Annotated in this window: 26 protein-coding genes, 1 tRNA gene and 1 other annotated feature; of the genes, 7 read left to right on the forward strand and 20 right to left on the reverse strand. The window is 34.0% G+C overall.

Features of this window, described 5'->3' with window-relative positions; genetic code table 11:
- Window positions 1-7: 7 nt before the first annotated feature.
- Window positions 8-1,792: an FAD-binding protein gene (locus tag LACWKB8_RS04975; RefSeq protein ID WP_038525000.1), complete on the reverse strand. Its 1,785-nt coding sequence runs from the start codon at window positions 1,790-1,792 to the stop codon at window positions 8-10.
- Between the two features lie 205 nt (window positions 1,793-1,997).
- Here LACWKB8_RS04975 and LACWKB8_RS04980 point away from each other — a divergent pair, with 205 nt between their 5' ends.
- A complete protein-coding gene (locus LACWKB8_RS04980; RefSeq protein ID WP_038522830.1) occupies window positions 1,998-2,891 on the forward strand; it encodes a LysR family transcriptional regulator in 894 nt (297 codons plus the stop codon).
- A gap of 59 nt (window positions 2,892-2,950) precedes the next feature.
- Here LACWKB8_RS04980 and LACWKB8_RS04985 read toward each other — a convergent pair whose 3' ends face one another.
- From LACWKB8_RS04985 to LACWKB8_RS05010, 6 genes are all read right to left on the reverse strand, one after another.
- Window positions 2,951-3,670: an MIP/aquaporin family protein gene (locus LACWKB8_RS04985; protein WP_038522832.1), complete on the reverse strand. Its 720-nt coding sequence runs from the start codon at window positions 3,668-3,670 to the stop codon at window positions 2,951-2,953.
- 135 nt (window positions 3,671-3,805) lie between these two features.
- Window positions 3,806-4,177 (reverse strand): dihydroxyacetone kinase phosphoryl donor subunit DhaM, encoded by a 372-nt coding sequence (gene dhaM, locus LACWKB8_RS04990; protein WP_038522834.1) that lies wholly within the window; start codon window positions 4,175-4,177, stop codon window positions 3,806-3,808.
- On the reverse strand, window positions 4,174-4,758 hold the full coding sequence (gene dhaL, locus LACWKB8_RS04995; protein WP_038522837.1) for a dihydroxyacetone kinase subunit DhaL: 585 nt from the start codon (window positions 4,756-4,758) through the stop codon (window positions 4,174-4,176). The genes dhaM and dhaL overlap by 4 nt, the downstream gene beginning before the upstream one ends.
- Window positions 4,759-4,777: 19 nt before the next feature.
- Window positions 4,778-5,773 (reverse strand): dihydroxyacetone kinase subunit DhaK, encoded by a 996-nt coding sequence (gene dhaK, locus LACWKB8_RS05000; RefSeq protein WP_038522840.1) that lies wholly within the window; start codon window positions 5,771-5,773, stop codon window positions 4,778-4,780.
- 189 nt (window positions 5,774-5,962) lie between these two features.
- Window positions 5,963-6,445, reverse strand: coding sequence for a nitroreductase family protein (locus LACWKB8_RS05005; RefSeq protein WP_038522843.1), 483 nt, complete (start codon window positions 6,443-6,445; stop codon window positions 5,963-5,965).
- A gap of 31 nt (window positions 6,446-6,476) precedes the next feature.
- A complete protein-coding gene (locus LACWKB8_RS05010; RefSeq protein WP_038522846.1) occupies window positions 6,477-7,190 on the reverse strand; it encodes an SLAP domain-containing protein in 714 nt (237 codons plus the stop codon).
- Between the two features lie 174 nt (window positions 7,191-7,364).
- On the opposite strand from LACWKB8_RS05010, the gene LACWKB8_RS05015 reads away from it, so the two are divergent.
- Both LACWKB8_RS05015 and LACWKB8_RS05020 read left to right on the forward strand, forming a co-directional pair.
- Complete coding sequence (locus LACWKB8_RS05015; RefSeq protein WP_242491921.1) at window positions 7,365-8,255, forward strand: glycosyltransferase family 8 protein; 891 nt, start codon at window positions 7,365-7,367, stop codon at window positions 8,253-8,255.
- Between the two features lie 167 nt (window positions 8,256-8,422).
- Window positions 8,423-8,704 (forward strand): HU family DNA-binding protein, encoded by a 282-nt coding sequence (locus LACWKB8_RS05020; RefSeq protein ID WP_038522851.1) that lies wholly within the window; start codon window positions 8,423-8,425, stop codon window positions 8,702-8,704.
- A gap of 56 nt (window positions 8,705-8,760) precedes the next feature.
- On the opposite strand, the gene LACWKB8_RS05025 is transcribed toward LACWKB8_RS05020, so the two are convergent.
- The 5 genes from LACWKB8_RS05025 to LACWKB8_RS05040 form a co-directional block, all read right to left on the reverse strand.
- Window positions 8,761-9,462 (reverse strand): methionine ABC transporter permease, encoded by a 702-nt coding sequence (locus tag LACWKB8_RS05025; RefSeq protein WP_038522854.1) that lies wholly within the window; start codon window positions 9,460-9,462, stop codon window positions 8,761-8,763.
- Window positions 9,455-10,516, reverse strand: a complete 1,062-nt coding sequence (locus LACWKB8_RS05030) for a methionine ABC transporter ATP-binding protein (protein WP_038522857.1) — start codon at window positions 10,514-10,516, stop codon at window positions 9,455-9,457. Before LACWKB8_RS05030 ends, LACWKB8_RS05025 begins: the two co-directional genes overlap by 8 nt.
- A gap of 18 nt (window positions 10,517-10,534) precedes the next feature.
- Window positions 10,535-11,383 carry a MetQ/NlpA family ABC transporter substrate-binding protein gene (locus LACWKB8_RS05035; RefSeq protein WP_038522860.1) on the reverse strand — a complete coding sequence of 283 codons (849 nt, stop codon included), beginning with the start codon at window positions 11,381-11,383 and terminating at the stop codon, window positions 10,535-10,537.
- 45 nt (window positions 11,384-11,428) lie between these two features.
- Window positions 11,429-11,668 (reverse strand) — a binding site (T-box leader).
- Between the two features lie 61 nt (window positions 11,669-11,729).
- A complete protein-coding gene (locus LACWKB8_RS09245; RefSeq protein WP_166484943.1) occupies window positions 11,730-11,918 on the reverse strand; it encodes a hypothetical protein in 189 nt (62 codons plus the stop codon).
- Complete coding sequence (locus LACWKB8_RS05040) at window positions 11,896-12,429, reverse strand: dihydrofolate reductase (protein WP_038522864.1); 534 nt, start codon at window positions 12,427-12,429, stop codon at window positions 11,896-11,898. The genes LACWKB8_RS09245 and LACWKB8_RS05040 overlap by 23 nt, the downstream gene beginning before the upstream one ends.
- A 156-nt stretch (window positions 12,430-12,585) precedes the next feature.
- Between LACWKB8_RS05040 and LACWKB8_RS05045 the strand changes: the two genes are divergently transcribed.
- Window positions 12,586-12,894 carry a TipAS antibiotic-recognition domain-containing protein gene (locus LACWKB8_RS05045; RefSeq protein ID WP_052059657.1) on the forward strand — a complete coding sequence of 103 codons (309 nt, stop codon included), beginning with the start codon at window positions 12,586-12,588 and terminating at the stop codon, window positions 12,892-12,894.
- A gap of 27 nt (window positions 12,895-12,921) precedes the next feature.
- Here LACWKB8_RS05045 and pnuC read toward each other — a convergent pair whose 3' ends face one another.
- The 5 genes from pnuC to LACWKB8_RS05070 all read right to left on the reverse strand — a co-directional run bounded on the left by pnuC (window position 12,922) and on the right by LACWKB8_RS05070 (window position 16,631).
- The gene (pnuC, locus tag LACWKB8_RS05050; protein ID WP_038522867.1) at window positions 12,922-13,635 is read right to left on the reverse strand and encodes a nicotinamide riboside transporter PnuC; all 714 of its coding nucleotides are present in this window, start codon (window positions 13,633-13,635) and stop codon (window positions 12,922-12,924) included.
- Between the two features lie 123 nt (window positions 13,636-13,758).
- On the reverse strand, window positions 13,759-14,913 hold the full coding sequence (locus LACWKB8_RS05055; RefSeq protein WP_038522870.1) for a cation:proton antiporter: 1,155 nt from the start codon (window positions 14,911-14,913) through the stop codon (window positions 13,759-13,761).
- A 138-nt stretch (window positions 14,914-15,051) separates the two neighbouring features.
- Window positions 15,052-15,375, reverse strand: coding sequence for an AzlD domain-containing protein (locus LACWKB8_RS05060; protein WP_038522873.1), 324 nt, complete (start codon window positions 15,373-15,375; stop codon window positions 15,052-15,054).
- Window positions 15,362-16,069: an AzlC family ABC transporter permease gene (locus tag LACWKB8_RS05065; RefSeq protein ID WP_038522876.1), complete on the reverse strand. Its 708-nt coding sequence runs from the start codon at window positions 16,067-16,069 to the stop codon at window positions 15,362-15,364. The genes LACWKB8_RS05060 and LACWKB8_RS05065 overlap by 14 nt, the downstream gene beginning before the upstream one ends.
- A 154-nt stretch (window positions 16,070-16,223) precedes the next feature.
- A complete protein-coding gene (locus LACWKB8_RS05070) occupies window positions 16,224-16,631 on the reverse strand; it encodes a carboxymuconolactone decarboxylase family protein (RefSeq protein ID WP_038522879.1) in 408 nt (135 codons plus the stop codon).
- A gap of 140 nt (window positions 16,632-16,771) precedes the next feature.
- Here LACWKB8_RS05070 and LACWKB8_RS05075 point away from each other — a divergent pair, with 140 nt between their 5' ends.
- The 3 genes from LACWKB8_RS05075 (at window position 16,772) to LACWKB8_RS05085 (ending at window position 18,696) form a co-directional block, all read left to right on the forward strand.
- Window positions 16,772-17,140 carry a MerR family transcriptional regulator gene (locus LACWKB8_RS05075; RefSeq protein WP_038522881.1) on the forward strand — a complete coding sequence of 123 codons (369 nt, stop codon included), beginning with the start codon at window positions 16,772-16,774 and terminating at the stop codon, window positions 17,138-17,140.
- Window positions 17,141-17,318: 178 nt separating this feature from the next.
- A tRNA-Ser gene (locus LACWKB8_RS05080) sits at window positions 17,319-17,407 on the forward strand.
- Window positions 17,408-17,865: 458 nt separating this feature from the next.
- Window positions 17,866-18,696: a hypothetical protein gene (locus LACWKB8_RS05085; RefSeq protein WP_038522885.1), complete on the forward strand. Its 831-nt coding sequence runs from the start codon at window positions 17,866-17,868 to the stop codon at window positions 18,694-18,696.
- 571 nt (window positions 18,697-19,267) lie between these two features.
- Here the strand turns inward: LACWKB8_RS05085 and LACWKB8_RS09250 are convergent.
- The 3 genes from LACWKB8_RS09250 to LACWKB8_RS05095 form a co-directional block, all read right to left on the reverse strand.
- Window positions 19,268-19,444, reverse strand: a complete 177-nt coding sequence (locus LACWKB8_RS09250) for a hypothetical protein (RefSeq protein ID WP_166484944.1) — start codon at window positions 19,442-19,444, stop codon at window positions 19,268-19,270.
- A 491-nt stretch (window positions 19,445-19,935) separates the two neighbouring features.
- On the reverse strand, window positions 19,936-20,502 hold the full coding sequence (locus tag LACWKB8_RS05090) for a hypothetical protein (RefSeq protein WP_038522887.1): 567 nt from the start codon (window positions 20,500-20,502) through the stop codon (window positions 19,936-19,938).
- 948 nt (window positions 20,503-21,450) lie between these two features.
- Window positions 21,451-22,479 (reverse strand): hypothetical protein, encoded by a 1,029-nt coding sequence (locus tag LACWKB8_RS05095; RefSeq protein ID WP_038522890.1) that lies wholly within the window; start codon window positions 22,477-22,479, stop codon window positions 21,451-21,453.
- Window positions 22,480-22,484 lie beyond the last annotated feature (5 nt).

The following is a 22,484-nucleotide window of genomic DNA, read 5'->3' on the forward strand; positions in this document are numbered from 1 at the left end:
CACTTCTTTACTGCTTTTCAGCGTTCTCAATTGCTTGGTTGACAGCTTCTTTAAAAGCAGCACTAGTTGTACTTGCGCCACTGACCGCATCAACCTCTGTAGTTTGCTTTTCAATCATTTCATTAGTTAGAACGGGAATTGCTTTACCTCCCAAATAAGGAGTTTCTTTTTCTTGCAGTGTTTCAATTTGAGAAATCTTATCACCTGACATCGTGACGCGTACCACAATTGGGACATCATTAATGCCATTTTCACTTATTCCAATCCCCTGATTAGGTCCAGCTTCAAAATCGGTTGAAGAAGCATGAGCATCAGATTTTAGATCAGGGTTTTGTGAAGCACCTGTAACTACATCAACTTCAGCCATTTTTCTTTTTGGCCACGCAGCATTTTCTCCTGCAATTTTGCCAGAAATTAACAAATCAGCAATACTGTTTGCACCAATATATTTGGTAGCAAAAATATCTCCTAATTCTCCAGCTTCATATAAATGAGGAATAACATTATTCTCCATGTCTAAAACTTCGCAATTTTCATTACGACGAGCGCCACCATGTGTATGCAGAATGTTGTGGCGAATTGGGATAGCATAATATGGGCCTGCCCCAAAAGCACGCATTGTTTCAATTTTACGATTTAAAAACATATCGCGCTTTTTTTCATTGACTAAAAAGTCAAAATCACTGACAGCTTCGGCCAATTTTGGTGCGGCAATCTTGTCAGCTAATTCGGCAATAGTTTCAGCTTTTATTGCATAGGTAATCAGGCTCTTAATTTGTTCAGCCTTATCTGAATCATCATGAGCTAGTTGCTCAAATTGCCTTTGATCCATAATGATATGTGGATGATTTTGGTTAGGCTGCATAATCCAGTTGCCGTGGTTATATTTGTAACCATGACGGTCTTCTTCGTCTTCACGGTAATACCGCGTGCCGTCATCGCCAGCAACGAAAATACTGCCATTAAATAGGCTTTTCCAGTTGATCATATAGGCAAATTTTTCTCTTGGCGCGCCTTCTCTTAAAGAAAAGCCATGTGAATCATAGTTAGACATATGCCATAGTCTAGCGCCAGCTTCAACTGCCAAATCAATCCCCTTACCTTGATTATACAAAGTACCAATTGGAGCTAAAGAACCTTGACCTAAAAATGTTTGAACCATATCTTGGTTATTTTCAAAGCCACCACATGAAAGAACTACACCATTTCTGGCAGCCACATTTCTATTTATACCTTGATGTTTAATTTGCACACCTAAAATGGTTTTAGTGTTGGGATCCTGAATTAAATGTTGTGCGGGACTTTCAAACCAAACATCAATTTTATCTAAGCGCTCGTAAACTTTTTTACGTAATAATTTCCAGAATCCGCCATTATACATACCAGCAGTCATGCTTTGTGAGCGCATTGTTTCTGCATGCTTGTATTCCGGATATTCTCCTTGAGGTCTTCTACCGGTATATTGTGCTTCAATGCCAAAATATTTTTGAGAGTACTCCTTCATCTTCAAAACATTATTGACAAAAGCGTCTAAATCTTTTGGGTCATACTTAAAGGGATAATAAGTTTGCTTATAATATTCACGGAGATCATCAAAATTATCGCTCCAAGCAAAAGCACCACCAGCATACCTGGTATTGCCACCTTCATGACCTTCGGGAGCTGAGTCAATGAGCAGAACGTGCGCATTGTTATCTGCCGCAAATCTTGCTGCACCGGCACCAGCTCCGCCGAATCCGACGACAATTACGTCGTAAACGGCGTCCCATTTGAGAGTTGAATCGTAGATCAAATTTTTCACCATCACTTTCTTATAAACTATTCTTAACCTAAATATATCCTCACCAACTTTTTAAGTCTAATTAAATTTTTTGAAAAAATATTTTAGTTTCATAATGCAAAATACTATTACAGCAACTTGTTATTGTACATTAAAGTTAAATTTAATATAATTTAATCAGATATATTTATAAATTTTATTTATTTAGGAAGTACTCATGAATGAAAAAGACTTATTATATTTTTGTAAATTAGTTGAAACTGGTAACTATACCGCTACAGCTGCATTTTTTGATGTTACCCAGCCCACAATTTCCATGGCAGTGAAGCGGTTGGCGGATAAGTTCGATGATCCACTAATATTGCAAAAAAATCGTAAAAGTAAAATAACTTTGACCGATGCAGGCGACTTACTTTATAAAAGAGCAAAAATACTATTGCAAGATATCGCCAGCATTAATTATGATGTGATGCATGCCAGTGACAAAAAAATTCGGCTCGCCTTTTCTGGAGAAGCCGGTAGCCTTTACATTGCCGATATTATACAAAAATTTTATCAAGCAAATATTGCCAATTTAATTGAATCTAGAATCGAAAGATCGGCTAACGCATTCTCTGATTTAACCGATGGCACTGTAGATGTGGCAATATATTCGTGGATGGTTCCTATTAATGATCCCGAATATTTTATTCATAACCTGCAAAGAACTGAACTAGTCATTATTACCAGTACGAGCGACAAGTGGCGGGATGTCCACCAAATTAATGCATCCGACTTACGCAACCGCAAGTTTGTGGCTCGTAAAAGAGGCTATTTAACTAGAGAATGCCTGGAACAGGAAGCAAAATTAGGCGATTTTACGCCACAGATTTCATACACAGCTACTACAATGAAAATGATGATTGAATTAGTTAAACGCAATGTAGGGATTGCTATTGCTATGGAAAGCAGTTTAAAAGAGGTTTCTGATATTCACGTCATTCGGTTAAAACCAGGTCAAAAATTGTGGGCATACATGCAGATAGCAATGAGAAAGAGTTTCATACCAAACAAGTATCAGCGCAAAGGGATTGAAATTCTGCGACATTTTAAACCAGATGAATATCAATAATTTGGGCATAAAAAACTCATGACTAAAATGTCATGAGTTTTTGATATTACAGTTAAACTTTATGATAAAAGATTAAACAATAACGCAGCTAATACACCACCAAGAAGTGGGCCAAAGATTGGAACCCAACTATAAGCCCAATCAGAGTCTCCTTTGTTTGCTATTGGCATAAATTGATGTGCCAGTCTTGGTCCAAGGTCACGAGCTGGGTTAATAGCGATTCCAGTAGGTCCTCCCAAGGAAAGACAAATTGCTGTAATCAAAAATCCGGCCAAAAGTGGATTCAAACCTGGAGCTAACTTAATGTTTGATAATCCAAGCAAACCGTAAACTAGGACAAATGTTGCAATCATTTCAGTAAAGAAATTCCAACCATAGCTTCTAATTGCCGGTTCCGTAGCGAAAGAACCTAAAATTCCTCCTTTGTCAGTTGTTTCTGCCCAATGCGGGTAGTATGTCAACCAAACTAAGATACCACCAATAAAGCCACCGGCTATCTGAGCCACAAAATATGGCAAAACTGAAGACCAAGGTAATTTATTTGCAATTGCCATACCTAATGACACTGCTGGGTTAAAATGCCCTGGACAAAGCCAACTGACACAGAACACGCCAAATGTTACGGCAAAGCCCCAGCCAAAAGAAATTACGACCCAGCCGCTGCCTTCAGCTTTTGACTTTTTCAGATTAACACCGGCACAAACGCCATCTCCTAGCAATACTAAGATGATAGTTCCGAAAAACTCACCCATTAATTGCATTGTTAAGTTACTATTCATTTTTATCTCCTACTATGATTATTGAGCTCTTTAAGTCTCAAAATAATTATTAGTAGTAAACTGTTCCCACCTAGAATATATTACTTTATTAGTTTAATGTAAACCCTTTCTACAATAAAAAATAATATTGCGAGTTCATTTTTTAATTTTTAATGGTTCTAGTTGCTGTTCAATCTCAGACAGGTTAACTCCAGCTTCTACTAAAGCTGCTGCCGTATATGCTCCTTCAATAAAAGAGACATCATACACATGTATTGTTTTAGAAGTCATTTCTTGCGCCAGTTCCAAATTCATTTTGGCACTACCTAAATCATAAAAGGCCAGAATTTCGTTTGCTTGATTATCACTAAATGCTTGCAAAATTTTATCCATACTGGTACCAATGTCTTGATCATTTGTACCACCAGCAATCGTAATAGGAACATTTTTAGCTACTTGCTTTAAAAGCTTGTTCAAACCTTTTGTAATTTCTGGGACGTGTGAAACTAGTGTAATTCCTAAATTCATAGAATACCCTCAGTTTCTAATAATGCCTCAAAAAGATAGCCGCTTGATTGAGAACCGGGGTCAATATGACCCTTCGATCTTTCTCCTAAATATGATGCCCGACCTTTTTTAGCCACCAGTTCTTTGGTGTGAGCCACTGCTTCATCGATTTTAGCAGCTGTTAAAGAATGGTCTTTTACTGCAGGAACTAATTCTGTCCAAACATCAACCATAGTTTTATCACCAGGAACAGCTCCACCACGCTTTTTTATTCCAGTTAATGCTGCATCTAATAGCTCACCGATATCACTGGTGGAGCTACTTTTTTTAGCCATCTCTAAAAAAGCAGTACCGTAAAGTGGTCCCGAAGCACCACCAACAGTAGAAATTAAAGTCATAGCAATTTGCTTAAAAGCATCTGTAATAGAATCTGGCATCGTACTTAATTTTTGACTAACAGCGCTCATACCACGGCTCATATTAAAGCCGTGATCACCGTCACCAATTGCAGTGTCAAGATCACTTAAATATTGTTTATTTTGTTCAATTTTAGTGGCAAAACTATTCATCCATTCAACTAAGTTATTAACTGTTAACCCCATATTACCAACTCCTTTGTGATTACCAAGCTATTGTTTCAACCGGCTTATTCAAATATTCCAGCCATTTCTCATCTGCTAATTCAAAAATAGTAAGAGAAATACCAGCCATATCTAAAGAAGTCATATAATTACCGACTTTCATAAATGCCGGCTTGACGTTAAACTCATTTAGTTTATCAAGTAAATCATTACTAAAGATGTACTGTTCCATTAAAGGAGTCGCACCCATGCCATTAACTAAAACCGCATATTTTTTGTGCCCATCTAAGTGCATCTCATCGTTCAATTTTCCAACTAATTCTGTGACTAAATCTTTTGCCGGTCTAATTTTTTCACGACGATAACCCGGTTCAGAGTGAATACCGACGCCATATTCAATTTCATCATCTTTTAAAACAAAACCTGGTTTGCCAGTTTCCGGATTGGTTGCTGCTGAAAGGGCAACAGCAATAGTCTTAATATTCGGCAAGACCTTTTTAGCAGTGGCATCAATTTCGTCTAAACTAGCACCTTCTTGAGCTAATGCTCCTAAAATTTTATGCATGAAAATTGTCCCTGCAACACCGCGTCTTCCTTGAGTAAAAGTACTATTTTCTACAGCAATATCATCATCAACGACAATTGATTTAACTTTGATATTATCCATATCAGCCATATCTTTTGCCATATCAAAGTTCATGACATCTCCGGAATAGTTCTTAATAACTAAGAAAACTCCTTTACCTTGATCAACAGCTTTAATTGCTTCATAAATTTGATCTGGGGTTGGCGATGTAAAGACTTGTCCGCAAACTGCTGCACTTAGCATACCTTTACCAACAAAACCTGCGTGAGTAGGCTCATGACCTGAACCGCCTCCGCTGACAATGCCGACTTTGCCGCTCATTGAATCTTTATCTGCTCTTACAACTGCTGCAGTATCTTTTATTTTTTCAAGATATTGCGGGTAGGATCTCACCATACCTTCAACCATTTCTGGTACAACATTGGCAGGATCATTAATAATTTTCTTCATGACTTATACTCCTTAAACAAACTGAAAAAACAATTTAATTGTAACGCTTACATTATTTATTATACCAAGTACAGATTGCATAAACCATTGAGTCTGCAAAAATTATATATTTTGATAGCAAAAAAGCTTTAGTTTTCTTGTAAAAAGATTAACTAAAGCTTTTTAAAAATTTTGTTTTTAAAATACCTGTTATTTTCTGATAACCTGATACCGATTGGCACGATTATTATCTGGCTGTTCAGCAGCATGTCCACAAGCTACTATCACACATGTCTGAAAATCAGCAGGAATACCCAAATCTTTTTGCAAATCACTCGCAGAATTAAGAACTAAAGCCGCATTCATCAAATAAACTGAACCTAAGTTTAGCTCTGCAGCTTCAATCATTAAATTCTCTGCCGCTACTGAGGCATCCCTTTCGCCAAAACTACTATCTTTTTTGACGTTAATGACAAACAATACTGGAGCATTATAGCAAGCATTATTTGTTACCTGCTCTATCTTAGACAATAAGGTTTCATCTTCGACAACCGTCATTTGCATTACATCGGCTTCATGCATGCCGCATGGAGCAGCCTGAAAAGCAGCAATCAATTTATTGATGTCTTCTGGAGCAACCTTTTCACTGGTATATTTTCTAACAGCTACTCTTTTTAAAACTGGATCAGTCATTTGTATGCCTCCTAGAAAAACAAAAACCAAATTATTTAATAACCGCTTTACCGGTCTTGTGAACTAAATCAGACCATTTTAAGAATTCTGTATCAGAAATTCCTACAAACTTTTTACCTTTGACCTTCTTGACGCTAAATACAAAAACTGTTTTACCTTTTTTAACGTAAGAATATTTATTGCCTTTTACCAGAAGCTTGCCTTTGCTATTGTAGACTTTAGCATTCCGTTTGACTTTATAGCTGGCAACTTTAAAAAGTTTTACATTACCGGGCTTGATGTATTCATCCTTCTTACTTTTCTTACCATTGACTGATATTTGCAAGTAACTCTTATTTTTAACCGTATTAAGACCAATAATTGAAAGAATTGTTCCCTTTTTCAGCTTTTTGTTTTTAATTCTTTTACCTTTATTATCATAAACATAGGCATTTTTCTTTAACTTAACAGTTTTACCAACATACTTAAACGCGTTATTGTTATTAGTAGTATTCTTGTTAGGTTCCTTATTAGTATCTGACGGGGACGAAGTATTATTCTTATCTCCTGTTGTATTCGTCTGATTTTGATCAGTATTAGTGCTGGTATTGGTATTTCCTTCAGCTGTATTGGTGCTTGAAGCAGTAGTCTGATTTTGACTTGAAGAAGCTGCAGCTGTATCTGCGGCCAAAACCGGTCTGCTCGTACTCAAACCAATAGTCAGAGAAGCAACTCCAACTATACTTAACAATAGTCTTTTCTTCATATTGACACCTCATTATTAAAAAACTTATTTATATACATTCTACTACTTTGAATAAATAATTTCTTGTCTGCCAGTGAAAACAGGCTGTACATAAACTAATTTAACCAATGATTAACACTTTTACCACTTATATTATAAGGTAATAATTTCTTTTTTGCTTTATACTAGTAAAGAATGAAATTGAAACTTACGCTTCAAAGGAAGGACTCCATGGAAAAGCAGCAAAAAGAACCAATCGAAATTTTGGTCACTATTGACCAGAATTATATCAAACCACTTGAAGTAATGATGTACTCACTTAAACTCAACAACTTGAATGAAAACTTTCGGGTCTGGCTGATTTACGACAATATCAATCGGCACTCTTTGACTAAATTAAAAAAATTTGGGGCAAAGATAGGCATTGACGTGATGACGCTAACAATGAATAAAAATATTAGATTCCCCGATTCCCTGCTTAACTTGCATGACTATCCTAAAGAAATGTATTTCAGATTACTATCAAGCAAGATTTTGCCAGCTGATTTGCACCGCATTATTTACCTAGATCCCGATATATTAGTAATTAATTCCATCGTCCCTTTGTGGCAATTGGACTTAGAGGGTAAAATGTTTGCGGCCTCAGTACATGAAGGTTTAACCGACATTATGAGTTCAATTAATAACATTAGGCTTGGCACGTCAACAGGCTATTTTAATTCAGGAATAATGCTAATGGACTTAGACCAGATGCGTGTAAAAATAAATATAGAGGATATTACCCAGGCAATTGAAGAACACCACGACACTTTAATTTTGCCAGACCAAGATATATTAAATTACTTGTACGGTGAAGACATTTTAAAAATACCCGAAACAAGATGGAACTATGATGCCAGGGCATTCTCAGTTTACTTGACAAGAAGTACGGGTGAAATTAATACTGAATGGGTTATGAAAAACACTTCGATTTTGCATTTTTGTGGTAAGCCAAAACCTTGGCAAAAAGAAAAACATTCCCGTTTCAAACCCTTATATTTGAATTACCAACAAATGGTCAATCGCCTGTTAAAACAAGAAAAATAAATATAACATTTAGCGTTTTACTGTTGAAGGTAGCTGTATCTGTGCTAAAATAATAAAAGTTGCCGAATATCAAGCGACACAATGCTTTACGTGGTTTATGTATAGAAAAATACCCGACTATTTTTAGCATTGAATGTGTAATATTTTTTATAGAAAAGAGAAGAATTATGGCTTCAATTAACAAATCTGAACTTACTAAAGAAGTTGCAGCAAAAACTGACCTTAAGCAAAAGGATGCTGAAAAAGTTATCGACGCTTTAATTGAATCAATTAAAGATAACTTGGCAAAAGGCGAAAAGGTACAAATTATTGGTTTTGGTTCTTTTGAAGTACGTGATCGTGCTGCTAGAAAAGGTAGAAACCCACAAACTGGTAAGACTTTGACCATTCCTGCAACCAAAGTACCAGCATTCAAGCCTGGTAAAGCATTGAAGGATGCAGTTAAATAATTTCTATTAATAAACAAGAAAAAACAACGAGTTTAAAGCTCGTTGTTTTTTTGTATTTAATGATTTTGATGATTTAACTTGGTAGCGAAGAAGTCACCAATCACCTGAATAATAAATATTAGAATAATGACTAAAGCTGTCGCAACAAACGTCACGTCATTATTAAACCTATTGTAACCGTATGAAATAGCTGTATTACCTAATCCTCCTGCTCCAATAGCACCAGCCATTGCTGTCAGTCCAATTAAACTGATAATTGTAACTGTAGAAACACGTGCAAGCTCAGATCTTGCTTCATTAATATAGACATTAAAAATAATGTCCCAAATTGTAGCTCCCAAACTTTGAGCAGCTTCAATTTTACCGTGATCAACACTTTCAAGTGCGACTTGTACTTGACGGGCGTAAAAAGGGAAAACTCCCAAAGTTAGAGGTACAAGTGCAGCCTTGACGCCAATCTGAGTGCCCACTATTTTTTGAGTTACTGGTGCGATAAATGCCAGCAAGATAATAAATGGGATTGCCCTGAAAATCGAAACTATTTTGTCACAAATATTAAACCAGAATTTGTTTGGTCTAATACCATCACTTTTAGTTAAAACTAGAATAACTCCGAAGATTAATCCTAATATGCCACCAAAAATACCAGACCAAAATGTCATAAATAATGTTTGAATAATGCTGGTACCCCAGCCGGTATCACCTAACCAGCCTAATTGCACCACATTAGGAAAAACACTGTTAAACCAACTACTCATATAGATCCCCCTTTTCGTTTAGTCGAGTAACTGCCACTTTTTCTTTTCTTAAGAAGTCTACTGTTGCTTGTTGTTTGTCTTTGTCGCCTTTAACTTGAACTAGCAATGTACCAATTGGTTCGTCATCTAATAATTCCACGTTACCATATAACATACTTGCTTCAACGCCAATTTGACGGTACAAATCAATGATGATGGTTTTGGTCACATTTGCCATACTATAGACTAATTGGTAAATTGCTTCGTTATCATTAAGTTCGTCCAAATTAAGTGACTTAAGCGTATTAATGACTTCAAGGGAGCCACCAACAAAACTTTTAGTGAGATCATTTTGAGGATGAAGCACCACATCACGCAAGTTGCCTTTTTCAATTATTTGACCAGATTGCATCAAAGCAACTTTATTGCAAATTTTCTTAACAGCACCCATTTCGTGTGTGATTAAAATGATTGTCAGGTTAAGGTCTTTTTGTAATTTCTTTAGTAAAGATAAAATTTGTGCAGTATTTTGAGGGTCAAGAGCACTAGTAGCCTCATCAGAGATTAGAATATCAGGTTCATTTGCAAGTGCGCGGGCAATCGCAACCCTTTGCTGCTGCCCACCTGAAAGCTGAGCTGGGTAAAAGTTGGCCTTCTCTTTTAAATCGACCAGATCCAATAAATTTAGTGATTTTTCCTTTATTTCTTTTTCTTTCAGACCAGAATGCTTTAGGGCAAAGGACACGTTGTCAACTACACTAATTTCATTTAGCAAGTTAAAGTTTTGAAAAATCATGCCGATCTTTCTACGCGCTAATTGTAAATTTTTATTAGCTATCACTTGCTTGCCGTCTTTAACAAAATCAGTATCATTGACTCTAATATTCCCAGCAGTTGGTTTCTGCAACAAGTTAACAGTTCTTACTAAAGTAGACTTACCTGCTCCAGAAAAACCCACGATGCCATAGATATCACCCTTTTCTACCGTTAAATTAACGTCGTGAACGGCATGTACAACCTTTCCTTTTTTGTCAGCGAAATCAACATTAACATGTTCTAATTCAACAATCCCCATTACATTCTTCTCCGATCATTAAAACTTAACGTCCCAAGCTGGTTTACTCATATCACCATAAAACTTCTTGTCTAAGCGCTTAGTTTCAGCTGTTTGATATGACTTTACTACAGCTAAGTAGTCTTTATTCTTTTCCTGACCTTTCTTTGCACAAATGATATTTACCCATTGTAGAGAATCTTTATTAACTGGTTCAATGAAGATAGTTTGCTTTTTACCTAAGCCCGCAGGACCGGCAAAGTCATTGTTAACTACAGCGGCATCAACAGAATTAATTACCCGACCACATTGATCAGCACTAACTTCTTTAACTTTGATGTTCTTAGAGGTTTTAATTACGTCTGCTGCAGAAACTAAAATTTTACCTTTGCGTAACTTAATTAAGCCAGCATTTTTAAGAACAAATAATGCACGTGATTCATTACTTGCGTCATTTGGAACAGCAATCGTAGCACCCTTCGGTATCTCACTTAATTTATGGTACTTCTTGGAGTATAACCTAATTGGATTAATTTCAGTCCGACCAATTGCAACTACACCGCCTTTATTTGCCTTGTTCCAAGCTTTAAGAAAGGCATAGTGTTGAAAAGCGTTGAGGTCAATATCACCACTCTTAACAGCCTTATTAGGTTGGTTATAATCAGTAAAGTTTTTAATCTTAATTGTTACCCCGTACTTTTTCTTTGCCAAAGCAGCAGCATGTTGCCAAATAATTTGCTTGGGCTTGGTTTCACTAACAATACCCACAGTGACAACGTGATTGCTCTTTTGATTATCACCTTTTTTACCAAAACTAAACCAAGCAATAGCTACTACAACTATAGCTACCACAACTCCAATAATTATATTGCGACTCTTCTTTGTCATTTGAAAAACCTCCCAATTTTTCAATAAAAAAAGCACTCATCCTAACATAAGGACGAGTGCTTCGTGTTACCACCTTTATTTTATTTATTACTCACGTAATAAATCTCACTAGCTATCTACCAATAGCTTGCAATTCTAACGGATGCAACTCCGCCACTAGCTAAATATCACCAGCAGTCATCATTTCGAGCCCATGTTCACTACACTTCGTTAACTAACTCTCACCAAACGTTAGCTCTCTTTATTAACTTGAGTAATAGTTACTCTGCTTTTCAAGATGTATTAATTATTTAATTGTTTATTAATTTAGCATTTAAAAATTATTCTGTCAACCATAAAATTAAAATTATTTGCCATTTTCATGGTATGACTTTACTTGGTGAAAATAAAAACGTCCGACTGCAAAAGTAACTATTCCCATACCGATTACTTGCCACCAATAATTATGATTCAGGTTCTCCGCTAAAATAAAACTGCTTATCAATGTTAGGATACAGATGATTAAAATTAGACTAGATGTTAATATTCGTCTCATTAGATTGCTCCTTTCTCTTATATGTTAAAAAGTCAAATGAATATTTATTCTGCTCATCAGGGTAATGACTTTCTTTTTTAACCAAACTAAATTCATCATATTTGATTGGAATCATTGTAGTGTCAGCAGTGAAAGTTGCTTTTATTGCCGTTTTTTCCAAGTAGTCTGCTTGCTTAATTAAAGCTTTAAAAACCGAATTGCCCCCTATCACACATAAATTTTGGTTTTTATGTTTTTCAACCCATTCTTGTAATTCATTCTTTGACTGCACAATTACGACATTTTTGTTATTTTGATATTTTCTTTTTAATTCTTTACTAGTTGTTAGAACCACATGTTTTCTGCCCGGCAAGATTTTAGGCAGGCTCATAAAAGTTTTACGCCCCATTATTATTGGGTGACCATAAGTTATTTCTTTAAAGTGATGTAAATCCAAGGGCAATTTCCACGGTAAATGCCCCTCTATACCAATTTGATGTTGTTGATCTTCAGCCCATACAAAAGTAATCATTTATTCTCCTTTAACTTAATTATACCGTTTTTGAGTGCACTTTGGGAAATACTCGCATATCTGCCTTTTATTTTTAAACGACAAATCAATTTACACATGATTTTCACTTTTAATATTGCTATAGTTATTTAAGTAGATAAAATGATGGAGGAAAAAATGACTAAAGCGGATCAATTTACAGATGAAAACTACAACCAAATGAAACAGACAGAAGCAGATTTAATAAGGGATTTGCAAGCTGTAGTTAAAGAACCTGAAAAAGAAGCAGAGCTTAGCGTTGAAATTTTTAAAAAGCATCAGAAATGGCTACAAATCATTATGCCTAATTACTCACCTGAAATACATTTGGGAATTGTTAGTGCCTATGACACTGATACCCGTTATCAGTCATATTATGATGATAAGGCGGGAAAAGGTGCAACCAAAATTTTAAGCAGAATTGTCAAAAAACATTTAGCAAAATAAAAAGTTCTTCCTAACAGAAGAACTTTTTTAATGGAACCAATGTGTATGCCTATCCGTAAAAGCTAATAAATCATTGCTTAAATACAAAATGTAGGTCAAAAATAATGTCAGATTTGCATCCCCTTGAAAAGCAGTTACTCCCCAAAGTATTATTGCTAAAATCCCCTGAATAGTCCAAAAATAATATTGCTCTCTAAAATGCAACATACAAAGCATCGAACCAGTAATACCGACTGCACCTGCGGTGGCATCAATCCAGGGTCTGGGACTGATAAAAATTCGGGTATCCATTAAATAAAGCAGGCTTAAAACAACAAAGAAAAATAATAAACTGAAAACCCAATTTTTAAAATTCAAACCACGAATATGTTTTTCAGCATTTTTCGTCCAAGACGGCAAGAGCAAAACTGGTAAGTCTAAAAGAAAAATATAGATGGCTTGCAAAATAATGTTGGCATAATTTTGCGCAGCAACAGAAACGATAATATAAATAATACTTGAAATTAAACCCAATATGCCGTTAATCGGTCTGGCATTCGTGATAGCAAGAGTACAAGTAAATCCCAATATGGCTGCTACCATGGTAATCAGTGAAATAAAGTTCAATGACGATGAAAAAGTGGTGCCGATAATAACGCCTATTCCCAACATCAATAACATATAAGTCTTAAAACTCCAACCACGCATTTGGTCGATATACCATTGCAATTTAAAAATTCCAGTATTCAGCTGCATTTTCATTTTTTAAATCTATCCCTCCATCAAAATTGAATGAAAACATGTTTTTAATCATACCATACTTGAAGTGTGGGAAAAGAAATCGAACTTTTATCTGAATAAAAATACGTGCCACCTAAAATTGGATTATTTACTATGGCTAATTGCCCATTTTAACAAAAAAGGTGATAAAACAGTGGTCATAATAATAGCTCCAATCACAGTAGAATAAGCTGTCGGCGCCAGTAAATGATTAGACAGACCTATTTGTGCCACCACCAGAGCCATTTCTCCGCGAGAAACCATTCCCGTTCCGACCAAAAAAGCGTTTGAATTGGTAAAACCAGCTATTTTTGCCCCTAAGCCAGCTCCAATTAATTTTGAAAGTATGCTCCCTACCGTTAAAAGCAAAAACAGTAAGAAATCGTTGGCAATGCTTTTAATGCTCATTTCTAGGCCAATGCTGACAAAAAAGACTGGAATAAAGCTGCTGTAACCAATAGCAGTAAAATTTTGTTTTAAGGCTTTTTGAGCTGGAGTTTTGCTTAAAGCCAATCCAGTAAAAAATGCCCCAATGACATTGCTCAGACCAACCATTTCTGCTCCCCAAGCACTCAAAATGATCACTATCATAGCTATAAGAGTCTCCGAAGCTGGTAAGGTAATTTTTTGACTTAACTTAAATAGTCGCGGTATTATCTTGACGCTGATAAAAGCCAGCAAAAATAAGTAAAGAATTTGCAGGAATATCGCCAATATTAGTTTTAAACCGGCACTATTTTTTGCGGTTGCAGCCCCGATCATGCTTGTAGCAACGCTTAATAATAAAATCGAAAGTAAGTCATCAACCACTGCTGCTCCTAAAATAGTCAGCCCTTCTTTGCTGTTTAATCGACCCATTTCCTGCAAAACAGCTACCGAAATTGAAACAGAAGTTGCCGCAAAAGTTAATCCTAAAAAGATGCTTTCTAATTGTGAAAAATGAAAAAAGATGCCAGTGGCATAAGCCACTATGATTGGTATTATCATACCGCAAACAGCTACCAAAAAACTGGGACGTAATAATTTGACTAATATCTTTAGATCACTTTCTAAACCAGCTAAAAACATTAATAGAATCACTCCTAAATCAGAAAAGACTTTTATTATGTCATTTGTTTGCACAATGTTTAATACTGCCGGGCCTACTATAATCCCGGCAAGAAGTTCACCTATGACCGCTGGTAAATTTAATCTGCTGCTTAACTGGCCGCCAATTAGTGTTGCTAGCAAAATGATAAATAAAGTTTCTAAGAATTGCATTTTAAATCTACTTTCCACATAAAAAAGACCTTCAAAAATCAGACAGGCAACCCAAACCTGAAACTAATTCTTGAAAGTCTATGACTCCAACCTAATATTTATTAGTATTGATATTATAACAAACTTACCTAATAGCTGCTAAATTAAGCGGATAACAGCCAAAGAAACCATCCCCACTAACACAATAACCAACAATGATTTACTAATAATCGCGGCGGCAAAAGTTGGAATTGATGCTAAAACATACTCCACATTAAATTGGGGTAAGTGTCCCGGTTTTGCGATCAATAAATTACTGAACCAAAGCGCAGACATAATCACAATTGGCACAAATGAAAGAAAATCAACCAATTTTTCTGGTAAAGAAAATTTTTTTAACAAAATGAAGGGAATTACCCTTGATAACCAGGTCGCAAGACCGCAGCCTAAAATCGTTAACAACGTATAATTAGAAGAAGACATATTTAAGCACCATTCCTAAACTACAACCAATCAGGGTCACCACTATCACAACCATATTTGCTGGTAGAACAATTGTCAGTAAATACGTCAAAACAAAAGTGATTGTTATGACAATAACCTGCAAAAGTTTCTGCAGCTTTTTATCACCAACAACTTGCAAATATAATAAGCCAATAAACATGGCTACAATAGCAAAATCAAGTCCAAATTTTTCTGGACTAGTAACAAAACTGCCTAAAAGTGAACCAATCAGAGTAGCAATTAACCAAGTTATGTAAGACACGATATTTGCGGTATTAAACCAATCGAAGGTCATTTTGCCGGAAGTATAATTAACCTTATTCATGCTCAAGGCAAAACTCTCATCTGTCAGAAAAGTACCGATCAGAATGCCCTTACCCAACTTATCTTTTTTAAAATACCTTGCTACCGTGGTGCTCATTAAAATCATACGGGAATTGACTAAAAAAGTAGCCAAAATGATTGAAGCAATAGGACTGCCCGCAGCCAACATGCTCACAGTAGTGAATTGGGCAGAGCCAGCGTATATAATTACAGACATCAAAAAGACATTTAAAGTAGAAAAACCACTTGCTTTGCCAATAATGCCAAAAGCCATGCCAATACCAACGTAGCCAAAGACTGTTGGAATTGCGTCTATCACTGCAGCACGTTTAGTTAATGAGCTATCCATCTTGCACCTCTTTATCTTGAAACATTAATATAAAATTAAATTGAAGTTAGCTTACATTAGACGATTAAAAAAGTCAAACTCCTTTCAGTCATAAAATATTTCGCCAACTAAAAACTAGCTCACTAAAAAGTAGCAGCTAGTTTCAGGAATGAGCTTATTCATTTTTATTTGTTTTTGTAAAATCTATTCCGCGGTCTTTAAACACTTCTTTAGCGACAGTAATCGCATTCAGTACTTTGGGAAAGCCGACATAAGGAATGGTTTGAATAAAAGTTTCGATTATTTCTTCCGGCGTTAAACCAACATTCAAGGCACCATTGATATGAACATTCAGTTGCGGTTCAGTATCGCCCTGTGTTAACAAAGTTGTGATGGTGATCATTTCTCTTTGCTTTAGATCTAAAACACCGCGATCGTATATATCACCAAACGCAAACTCAATAATGTAACGTCCAACGTCTTCAGATAAGCCAGCCAGTGATTTAATAACTGATTTACCACCTTCGCGGTCAACTTTTTCTAAATTTGCTAAACCCTTTTGATAGCGTTCATCATTTTTCATAGTTTCTCTCCTTTTTATTCTGCAAACTTGTTTCAACAGTTATTAGAATAGTTGCTGGAGTGCAGTCCATGTCAACTACTATTTTAAAAATATTACGACATGGTAAAATATAATCATATACTGTTAAGGAAGGAAATTAGATGAAATATTCAATTGGTCAATTTGCCGAACTTAGTGGCTTTTCAATTGACACACTGCGTTATTATGAAAAGCAAAAACTGCTTTTTCCCAGTCGTGATAAAAACAACCGCAGATTTTATACCGAAAAAGATGTGGCTTGGATTAGTTTTATTTCGCGCTTAAAAAAGACCGGTATGAGTATCAAGGAAATGCAAAAATATGCAAAATTGCGCTATGCAGGTGACCAAACTATTCCTGAACGGCTGGTTTTGTTGTTCAATCAACTGGATAATTTACATGAAGAAGAAAAGAAAATTAATGATAATATTGCATTTGTAGAACAGAAAATCAAAACTTATCTCAAAACAATCGGAGATTTAAAGGAATAATGGTATTTCTTCAATTTTGATTGCCTTTATCAATGGTATTGTTTAGATGTGCGCAGATAATTAGGCAAGCCCAACCTAGACCAAGTCTACAAAAGTAGAGCAAGTGTTCTTTTTACCGATTTTATGATAAATGGCAAGTTGAAAAAATTTTCAGATACGGTATAATGTTATTCGTTATGGAGAGTTGGCAGAGTGGTAATGCACCGGACTCGAAATCCGGCGAACCAAGTTTTCCTTGGCGCGCAGGTTCAAATCCTGTACTCTCCTTAAATTAAATTTAAAAGCTTGTAATATCAACTATTACAAGCTTTTATTATGCTCTTGCGCGGCATTCGCACCGCATAAAAATGATAAAAAACAGTTTTTATAACTGCTCTTTTATTTATGATCTACCATTATTTAAATTGAAAGGTTATTGTATTTGAATATTGTTAATGTTACTTGTGACCGAACCAATTTTAACCGAGCAAAACATTATAGGATATCTAGATTAAACCTTTGATCATGAACCTTCTGGAAAATCATTTAAATTAAAATGCCAAAGAACAGAGATTATGACCCTATTATTCTTAGTAAAAAAGCCACGGAAAATACTCGGAAAAGTTGTCCGTGTAGAATATGATGTTCAATGGCACTGAAAAACATATACCAATTTATTCTTTTAAGACATTTATAAAAATGGTAAATTATAAATGTATAGTTACAAGTATAATGGGAGAAGGCAAATGAAATTATTATGGATAATTGCACTAATAATCTTTGTTATTTACATAATTATTAGTGAAAGAAAATTAAAAAATAACAAAGATTATAAAGAACCATCAACACCAAGTAAAAATTCATCAAAGGAGCTATTAGTGAAACGTTGGTGGGTATGGGGATTAATACTAGTTTTAATTTGTGGTTTCTTTGTCTCAAATTCAAAAGATTCCGAGAGTCATAATGAAACATACAAGACTACCACACATCATTTTAAAAAGCCATCACCTATAAAAAAGAGAAAAAAGCTTTCTGCTTATACTACCAAAAAGGTTTCCAAATTTATACCAGTGAAGAACACTGCTAAAGCAGTTACTTTAGGTGCTGGTAAGTATAAAGTCGGCAGAGATATCAAGCCAGGCAGATACGTTATTAAAGCTGTCAAGGGCAGTGGTAATTTATCTAACAGCGATTTCACTATTAACGTTGTTTTAGGAAACGATGCTGATGGCGATCGGTTAACTTCTTTTACTACCAACTTAGTAAAAAACGACAAAATCAAGATAGATTGGATAGAGTCTACAAGCTTCACGCCAACACCAAATAAATATACTTATAAAACAAAAATAAGTGCCGGTATATGGCTAGTAGGACTTGATATTAAACCCGGAAGATATGTCATACGACCAATAAAAGGCAGAGGTAACTTAATATCAGAAGATGGGTCTGATGATAATTTAAACGAAATATTAGGCAAAAATGCTGAAAAAGGTCAAGTCAGCAAAGTAACGGCTGATTTAACTGCTGGAGAAGTTATATTGTCTACTATAGAATTAATTGGCTTAAGTAAAAAATAAGATTTAAATATTTTGAAAATAAAAAACTTCTAAGAATTCATTGCTCGAATTTAGATTTCTTAGAAGTAACACAAATACAACAGGGTTATGCCCTTTTGTATACGCTATTATAGCAGCAAAAGAATTGACTTATATGCCATTTCAAAACGTTTAGGACACTCAAACATGACAATTACTGCAAAAATTATGCGTATATGCTTGATGAGTATGAAGTACAACAAGATGATACTATCGAAAAAGTTCTCGATGGTATATAAACATGTTTGCTAACTTTAAAATTAATTATTAATTACTATCAATAATAAAAATAGACTGTACTCTCCTTAAATTAGGTTAAAAAACTTGTAATATCATTTCGAGTACTTTTTATGATTATATATTAGATTTCTTTGAAAATTGAAGTTGTTTACAAGTATCCAGCACGCCGAATCTCTTTTACCTGCTTAAGCAAATTATATAGTATTGTTTACAGGACAATCAAAGAATAGGTTGTTCTCCAAATCTAAAGGGAGATCACATACCGTGAAAAAAGTTCAGAATATGTATAACCTTGTTAAAAAACTAACCGAAGTTAAGTAATTGAGTCGACAATTAGCAGTACTAGAAACGCAAATAGCCAACCGGAAACTGGATAATCTGCACCTAAAAAGTAGCTGCCTGAAACAAACTCGAGATATTTCTTATATAGACCAAAGCTTTCAATACCGTCATTTCGACTATCGAGCCAAGGCAGATTAAGATAAAGCAAAACATGTTGCTCAAGGATAATCCAACGAGAAAAGCTTAAAAGTATTAAAAATAGATCATTAGCAGAAATAGAGTAGTACTACATCTTTGCGTTTACAGTTTCAATCACATTAGAATATCAAACAAACTAAAAATACACGACTTCAATTAAATATGGGAACGGTACATTTTGCATAACATAATAATAAAATTTCTAACTTTTAGTTCACTTCATTTCTTAGAATTTCATATTATACTTTACAACAAATGTACAATTCAAAGAAAACAAAAGTCTGATTCAAATTAATTAAACCACAAAATATACCATTTTCACATTTTATCAATACATATTTTACCATTATGATTGGAAAACTTAGCTCAAACAGGTAAACTGCTTATCAAACAAAAAATGTTGAATTTTAATTTAATAATTTATATAGAAAATTAAGCAACAAGAATACTACATGTTTTGTAATTTTTATTTAAATCCATATAAAAATTAATTTAATCCTATCAAGATATAATTTTAGGGCTTTTCTCCATTTGCTTTTGACAATTTTTAATTATATCGGCTGATAAATATTCGCAACAAGTTAAAAAATATCTAGATTCATAATAATTAATGTTTTTCAATAAATTTTCTAAGCAAATATTTTTTATTTGAAGTTCTTTAAGATCCTCCTTAGATCCTTGATAATCACTTTTGCTCATTTTTTCAATATTTTTTAAGAGTTGTATATTCGATTCAATAGAATAAAATAAATCCATTCCACGACCTTTTATTATTTCAAGATTATAATTTTTGCTCTGCTTACTTCTATTAATAATTTTCTTATATTGAAAGGCAGAATAAATAATTTTTTCAAGATACTCAAATTTTTTGTTTGACAACCAACTATTATTATCATGATCATTATTAATAATGATTGTCAACAATGTAAATATGAAAGTAAATAGTGCTATTTCAACTTCAACTATAGATTTAGACATCGAACCAAATACTATAAAAATAATTTCAAGTATAATAAAAATTAATAAAAATATCCAATACCTTTTACAAATCCTTATGAGATCTTTCACTTTATTGCTTCCTTATATTTTTACTTTTTAATTATATGAGAAACCATTATCTTTTCAATAACTTAACAAAATTAAAATTTACATATCACTGTAACATATCGAGAAATAACTTTATTTCTAAGCAAGTTGTGCTGTCTTTATTAAATGGACTAAATAAATTGTTTAAAATAAATTATGTACTACTCTTTATTAATTTTTTAAGACTATTTGTAATCATGAATTATTTGATATAGTCGAATTTAATCGAACAAGAAAAACAAATTCAATACCAAAAATAATTGATGTAGAGGTGATCAGTCTAAAATATTGTAACTTTGTCGTAAAACTTTTTTATTTCATAGTTTTTAAATTTTTGTCAATTCTTTTATAGAATAAATGAAAATACTCTTCTACTTCATTTCTACTATTATTCCAGCATTTATGTGTGACAAAAAATTTGATCTAGAACAAAATACCAATTGCACTATTTAGTACACAATTAATATTTATATTGCAATCTTTATTGAATTTTATTTCAAATAAGCATAATTAATACTGGATTAATAATTACAATTTCTCAGATACTTTGATTTACAATAATTGCACGCTTTATTAACATAATAATTTGAGAAAGGACAATGCATTTCTTTAGAAAATACTAGTAAATAAAAAATACAGTATAACCATGATTAAGATTTTCGCCGTAGCCATTCCTATCACGTATTTATGCAGTTTTTTAAAAATATTCTATCATAATTAAAAAAAAACAGATAGCCAGAAAAAATACTAACTTTAAAATACATTAAATTTTTCCGTATAACAATCATTTTATTATATTGCGCAATTTGATGTTTATTCAAACTAATTATTTAAAATATTTCGAAAATACAAATTTTATTGAGCTGTTTTATTCAAACAAAAGCCAGTAAAAGAAAGTTCTTTTATTGGCTTTTCTTTAGCTGTATATCTTTAAAAGTCTCCAGCTTTTTCTAAATATCTATATTGCAATCCTGTAGCAACTACAGCAATAAATAAGCCTATCAAATTCACAGCAAGCCAATTAATAGCATTCTCCGAGAACAAGCATGTAGCAATCCATGGTGCAGCAATAATCAGATAGCCTCGAATTGCAGTCATAATTAAAGAGCCCCATTTAAAGCTTTTACTGATATCCTTTGCAGCAACCTTATTTTGTAAAAACTTTTGAAATATGATTGTTCCCAATATTACTAAAAGAGTGATTAAGACAAATTGCCAAGCTTCAAATTTAACTAGGATAAATTCCTTATAAGCAATATTGTTTGAGCAAACCACAAAAGCACAAACAATATCAAACAAATAGCCACGGCTAATATAATTTTTTCTGCAACTATTAATAATGAACTTAGTAGCATTTTTAAAAGTCTGCTTAGGCGATTGCTCTTGTCTGTCAATTACTTGGCGATTAATTAGATAATGATATTGCCAAGACATCCCAATTATAGCCACAACTAGACCAACTATAATGGAAATAAAGACATTGAACTGCCCCTTAGTATAGAGGCTATAGGCAAACAAAGGTGCATTAACTACTACAAATGCACGAACTCCTGTTGAAATCAAACTAGTATTGACAAAAAACGGAGTCATTTTTTTGCAAGCAATTTTATGTCTTAAAAAATTCTGGTAACGAACTAAACTAATTAGGGCCACTAGAGCTAGAAGTACAAAAATCCACTCAAATCTAAGTACATAGGGTTGTAAAATTGCCAAAAGATAAAGTGTGCCATAAACAGCTAGGTCACCAATATGGTTAGTAGAATTATCAGCTAAAGCAAAAGCATGTTCATGATGAGCTATATCACGTAAAGCTTCACCGACAGTTTCCTGTTTAGTGGTTTTATTATCAGCCATTTTTCTCACCTCGTAATCCAGCATATTATTGATATCATCAATTTTAAGTTGTTTTTCATCAAAGTCAAGCTTTAATTTTAAGTTATATTTTACCTTTATCATCATTAATT

Origin of the sequence: Lactobacillus sp. wkB8 (genome assembly GCF_000761135.1) — a bacterium.
Lineage (GTDB): Bacteria > Bacillota > Bacilli > Lactobacillales > Lactobacillaceae > Lactobacillus > Lactobacillus helsingborgensis.

What these genes read in the sequence shown, in the direction of transcription:
- dhaM (WP_038522834.1), bottom strand. Translation starts at nt 4,177, where the DNA reads ATGAATTTAGGAATTACACTAGTTTCACACGTCCCAGAAATTACAAAA.
- LACWKB8_RS05085 (WP_038522885.1), top strand. Translation starts at nt 17,866, where the DNA reads ATGAAATTATTATGGATAATTGCACTAATAATCTTTGTTATTTACATA.
- LACWKB8_RS05025 (WP_038522854.1), bottom strand. Translation starts at nt 9,462, where the DNA reads ATGAGTAGTTGGTTTAACAGTGTTTTTCCTAATGTGGTGCAATTAGGC.
- dhaL (WP_038522837.1), bottom strand. Translation starts at nt 4,758, where the DNA reads ATGGGGTTAACAGTTAATAACTTAGTTGAATGGATGAATAGTTTTGCC.
- dhaK (WP_038522840.1), bottom strand. Translation starts at nt 5,773, where the DNA reads ATGAAGAAAATTATTAATGATCCTGCCAATGTTGTACCAGAAATGGTT.
- LACWKB8_RS05030 (WP_038522857.1), bottom strand. Translation starts at nt 10,516, where the DNA reads ATGGGGATTGTTGAATTAGAACATGTTAATGTTGATTTCGCTGACAAA.
- LACWKB8_RS05065 (WP_038522876.1), bottom strand. Translation starts at nt 16,069, where the DNA reads ATGGATAGCTCATTAACTAAACGTGCTGCAGTGATAGACGCAATTCCA.
- LACWKB8_RS05075 (WP_038522881.1), top strand. Translation starts at nt 16,772, where the DNA reads ATGAAATATTCAATTGGTCAATTTGCCGAACTTAGTGGCTTTTCAATT.
- LACWKB8_RS09245 (WP_166484943.1), bottom strand. Translation starts at nt 11,918, where the DNA reads ATGAGACGAATATTAACATCTAGTCTAATTTTAATCATCTGTATCCTA.
- LACWKB8_RS04985 (WP_038522832.1), bottom strand. Translation starts at nt 3,670, where the DNA reads ATGAATAGTAACTTAACAATGCAATTAATGGGTGAGTTTTTCGGAACT.
- LACWKB8_RS05060 (WP_038522873.1), bottom strand. Translation starts at nt 15,375, where the DNA reads ATGTCTTCTTCTAATTATACGTTGTTAACGATTTTAGGCTGCGGTCTT.
- pnuC (WP_038522867.1), bottom strand. Translation starts at nt 13,635, where the DNA reads ATGAAAATGCAGCTGAATACTGGAATTTTTAAATTGCAATGGTATATC.
- LACWKB8_RS05035 (WP_038522860.1), bottom strand. Translation starts at nt 11,383, where the DNA reads ATGACAAAGAAGAGTCGCAATATAATTATTGGAGTTGTGGTAGCTATA.
- LACWKB8_RS05005 (WP_038522843.1), bottom strand. Translation starts at nt 6,445, where the DNA reads ATGACTGATCCAGTTTTAAAAAGAGTAGCTGTTAGAAAATATACCAGT.
- LACWKB8_RS05040 (WP_038522864.1), bottom strand. Translation starts at nt 12,429, where the DNA reads ATGATTACTTTTGTATGGGCTGAAGATCAACAACATCAAATTGGTATA.
- LACWKB8_RS05055 (WP_038522870.1), bottom strand. Translation starts at nt 14,913, where the DNA reads ATGCAATTCTTAGAAACTTTATTTATCATTTTGCTAGCAACACTAATT.
- LACWKB8_RS05015 (WP_242491921.1), top strand. Translation starts at nt 7,365, where the DNA reads ATGAAATTGAAACTTACGCTTCAAAGGAAGGACTCCATGGAAAAGCAG.
- LACWKB8_RS04980 (WP_038522830.1), top strand. Translation starts at nt 1,998, where the DNA reads ATGAATGAAAAAGACTTATTATATTTTTGTAAATTAGTTGAAACTGGT.
- LACWKB8_RS05020 (WP_038522851.1), top strand. Translation starts at nt 8,423, where the DNA reads ATGGCTTCAATTAACAAATCTGAACTTACTAAAGAAGTTGCAGCAAAA.
- LACWKB8_RS05045 (WP_052059657.1), top strand. Translation starts at nt 12,586, where the DNA reads ATGACTAAAGCGGATCAATTTACAGATGAAAACTACAACCAAATGAAA.
- LACWKB8_RS05095 (WP_038522890.1), bottom strand. Translation starts at nt 22,479, where the DNA reads ATGATGATAAAGGTAAAATATAACTTAAAATTAAAGCTTGACTTTGAT.
- LACWKB8_RS05070 (WP_038522879.1), bottom strand. Translation starts at nt 16,631, where the DNA reads ATGAAAAATGATGAACGCTATCAAAAGGGTTTAGCAAATTTAGAAAAA.
- LACWKB8_RS05010 (WP_038522846.1), bottom strand. Translation starts at nt 7,190, where the DNA reads ATGAAGAAAAGACTATTGTTAAGTATAGTTGGAGTTGCTTCTCTGACT.